Annotated in this window: 3 protein-coding genes; 2 read left to right on the plus strand and 1 reads right to left on the minus strand. The window is 68.5% G+C overall.

Going from position 1 to position 3,544, the window contains the following annotated elements:
* Positions 1-586 (plus strand): LysR substrate-binding domain-containing protein (locus B7X32_RS19455; protein WP_292723519.1); only part of this gene is annotated, 586 nt, incomplete at its 5' end.
* Between the two features lie 9 nt (positions 587-595).
* Here the strand turns inward: B7X32_RS19455 and lepA are convergent.
* Complete coding sequence (gene lepA / locus B7X32_RS19460) at positions 596-2,449, minus strand: translation elongation factor 4 (RefSeq protein WP_292723522.1); 1,854 nt, start codon at positions 2,447-2,449, stop codon at positions 596-598.
* A gap of 347 nt (positions 2,450-2,796) precedes the next feature.
* Here lepA and B7X32_RS19465 point away from each other — a divergent pair.
* The coding region (locus B7X32_RS19465) for an ABC transporter permease (RefSeq protein WP_292723525.1) at positions 2,797-3,544 on the plus strand (748 nt) is incomplete at its 3' end.

A 3,544-nucleotide genomic window follows, 5' to 3' on the forward strand; every position in this document is an offset into this window, starting at 1 on the left:
CGAGGCCCTCGACCGGATCGTCGGCACGCCAGGGGATGACATCGTGGTCGCGTCGACCGACATGGCCAACGCCTCCGTCCTGCAGACGGTGACCAGGGTGCTCTCGGTCCGCCACCCCGAACGGCGGGTCCGGTTCCGATTCCACCGCACCGACAGCCTGCGCCGCTTCGTCCGCGCGCACACCGCCGATGTCGTCCTCGGCTACGGCGACCTCGGCCCCGGGCGCATCGACATCGGATCCGTCCCGCTCGCCTGGTTCGGAGCGACGGGCGCCGCGCCCGACGCGGGGCTCGTCGTCTTCTCGCCGCCCTGCACCCTGCGCGACGCGATCCTCGCCGCCCCGGCGGGCGAACGGCGCACGGTCGTTCGCGAGTGCCTCGATCTGTCCAGCGTGCTCGCGACCGTGCGCTCCGGTGCGGGGATCACGGCGCTGCCCGCGTTCCACCGGAGCGAGTCGCAGCTCCGCGAGCTCGACCTGCCGGCTCCCCCGCCGCTGCCGCTCACGATGGTCGCCTCGGAGCGCATCCCCGCGGCCACGCGAAACGCCCTCGTCGCGGAGCTCCGCCGCGCCGTCGCGAGCGCCTGAGGCTGCCGCCTACTTCTTGTCCTTGCCCTCGACGTCTCCCGAGAGCGCGGCGATGAACGCCTCCTGGGGGACCTCGACGCGGCCGACCATCTTCATGCGCTTCTTGCCCTCCTTCTGCTTCTCGAGGAGCTTGCGCTTGCGGGTGATGTCGCCGCCGTAGCACTTGGCGAGCACGTCCTTGCGGATGGCGCGGATCGTCTCGCGGGCGATGATGCGGGCGCCGATCGCGGCCTGGATCGGCACCTCGAACTGCTGCCGCGGGATGAGCTTGCGCAGCCGCTCCGCCATCATCGTGCCGTAGGCGTACGCCTTGTCGCGGTGCACGATCGAGCTGAACGCGTCGACCTTCTCGCCCTGCAGCAGGATGTCGACCTTGACGAGGTCGGCCTCCTGCGAGCCCGCGGGCTCATAGTCCAGCGAGGCGTAGCCCTGGGTCTTGGACTTCAGCTGATCGAAGAAGTCGAACACGATCTCGCCGAGCGGGATCATGTAGCGCAGCTCGACGCGCTCCTCGGAGAAGTACTCCATGCCCAGCAGCGATCCGCGGCGGGACTGGCACAGCTCCATGACGGTGCCGACGTAGTCCTTGGGCAGCAGGATGGCCGCCTTCACCATCGGCTCGGAGACGGATCCGATCCGTCCGTCCGGATACTCGCTGGGGTTCGTGACTGTGACCGTCTCCCCGGTGTCCGAGGTGAGGACCTCGTAGATCACGCTGGGCGCGGTCGTGATGAGGTCCAGCCCGAACTCGCGCGACAGCCGCTCGGTGATGATCTCCAGGTGCAGCAGGCCCAGGAACCCGCAGCGGAAGCCGAAGCCGAGCGCGACCGAGGTCTCCGGCTCGTACTGCAGAGATGCGTCGGAGAGCTTGAGCTTGTCCAGCGCCTCGCGGAGCTCCGCGTAGTCGCTGCCGTCGATCGGGTAGATGCCGCTGAACACCATCGGCTTCGGGTCGGTGTAGCCGGCCAGGGCATCGGTCGCGGGCTTGCGCGCGGTCGTGATCGTGTCGCCGACCTTGGACTGGCGCACGTCCTTCACGCCGGTGATGAGGTAGCCCACCTCGCCGACGCCGAGGCCCTTGCCCGGCACGGGCTCCGGGCTGGAGACGCCGATCTCGAGCAGCTCGTGGTTGGCGCCCGTGGACATCATCTGGATCCGCTCGCGCGGCGCGAGCTTGCCGTCCACCATGCGCACGTAGGTGACGACGCCGCGATAGGCGTCGTACACGGAGTCGAAGATCATGGCGCGGGCGGGGGCGTCCGCGTCGCCGACCGGGGCCGGGATCTCCTGCACGAGGCGGTCGAGCAGGTCCTCGACGCCGGCGCCGGTCTTGCCGGAGACGCGCAGCACGTCGTCGGGGCTGCCGCCGATGAGATCGGCCAGCTCCTTCGCGTACTTCTCCGGCTCGGCCGCGGGCAGGTCGATCTTGTTGAGGACCGGGATGATCGTGAGGTCGTTCTCGAGCGCCAGGTACAGGTTGGCGAGCGTCTGCGCCTCGATGCCCTGCGCGGCGTCGACGAGGAGGATGGCGCCCTCGCACGCGGCGAGCGAGCGGGACACCTCGTACGTGAAGTCGACGTGGCCCGGCGTGTCGATCATGTTCAGCGCGAAGGTCTCGCCGTCGATCTGCCACGGCATGCGCACGGCCTGGCTCTTGATCGTGATGCCGCGCTCGCGCTCGATGTCCATGCGGTCGAGGTACTGGGCGCGCATATCGCGGTCCGACACCACGCCGGTGATCTGGAGCATCCGGTCGGCCAGGGTCGACTTGCCATGGTCGATGTGGGCGATGATGCAGAAGTTGCGGATCTGCTGCGGAGGCGTCGCGGACGGCTGCAGCGGAGTGAGGGCGCGAGGTGACATGGGGTCCTGAACGATGCGGGGTCCGGCGAACGGATCGGGCTGGCCCGGGAGTGAACCGGGTATCCCGACGATTCTACGGGAGCGTCCGGCGCGCCCACCCGCACGCCGTTCCTCCCTCTTCGGCGCGCACGGACTGAGGCGTGCCTCATCCCCCATCGCGCCGGGCCGGTGATAGTCTCGCGAAGTTGCCGCGCCCCGGAACCGGGTCTCAGCGGTGACAGCACTCCGTCCCGCGCTGCGCGGGACGGAGCACCGTGTCACCGGTTCGGGTCGTGTTGATATGGCAACGACCCAGCGCTGCGTCGGAGATCCCGTGCGGTGTCTGTGACAAGAGAGAGAACACCATCTTGATCAAGTACCTGCTGCGCCGAGCTCTCGGCTGGCTCCTCATGATCGTGGTGGCGACAAATGTCACGTACTTCCTCGCGTGGGCCTTCCTCGATCCCCGCAGCAACTACGTCGGACGTCGCCCTCCGCTGAGCGAGGACCAGATCAATCGCCTCCTCGAACCCCGCGATCTCAGCGACACCGTGCCGCTGCTGCAGCGCTGGTGGGGCTGGTTCACGAACATCGTCCTGCACTGGAACTGGGGCGTGAGCCCGACCGGCCAGTCGGTGAACAGCCAGATCGCCTACCGCATGTGGGTCTCCGGCGAGCTCGTGCTCGGCGCGACGATCATCGCGGCCGTGCTCGGCATCGCCATCGGCGTGTACACCGCATCGCGGCAGTACAAGCTCGCGGACCGCGTCTGGCAGGGCATCTCGATCGTCACGATGAACATCCCGATCATCGTCGCGGCGCTCGGCATCGTCCTCGGCGCGATCGCGATCAACGACGCCCTCGGCTTCCGCCTCTTCTACGTCACCGGGGCCTCGAGCGATGGCGTGACGGGCTTCTTCCCCGTGCTGATCGATTCGCTGCAGCACCTCGTCCTGCCGACGATCGCGCTCGTGTTCATCGGCTACTCGAGCTACCACTTCCTGCAGCGCTCCCTGCTGCTGGACAACATCAAGGCCGACTACGTGCGCACCGCACGGGCGAAGGGCCTCACCAAGCAGCAGGCGATCCGCAAGCACGCGCTGCGCACGTCCCTGA

The sequence above is a fragment of the Microbacterium sp. 13-71-7 genome, assembly GCF_002257455.1.
In the GTDB taxonomy this organism is placed as follows: domain Bacteria; phylum Actinomycetota; class Actinomycetes; order Actinomycetales; family Microbacteriaceae; genus Microbacterium.

Bases quoted from the DNA above. Each gene is read 5' to 3' on its own strand.
- lepA (WP_292723522.1), bottom strand. From the start codon at position 2,449: ATGTCACCTCGCGCCCTCACTCCGCTGCAGCCGTCCGCGACGCCTCCG.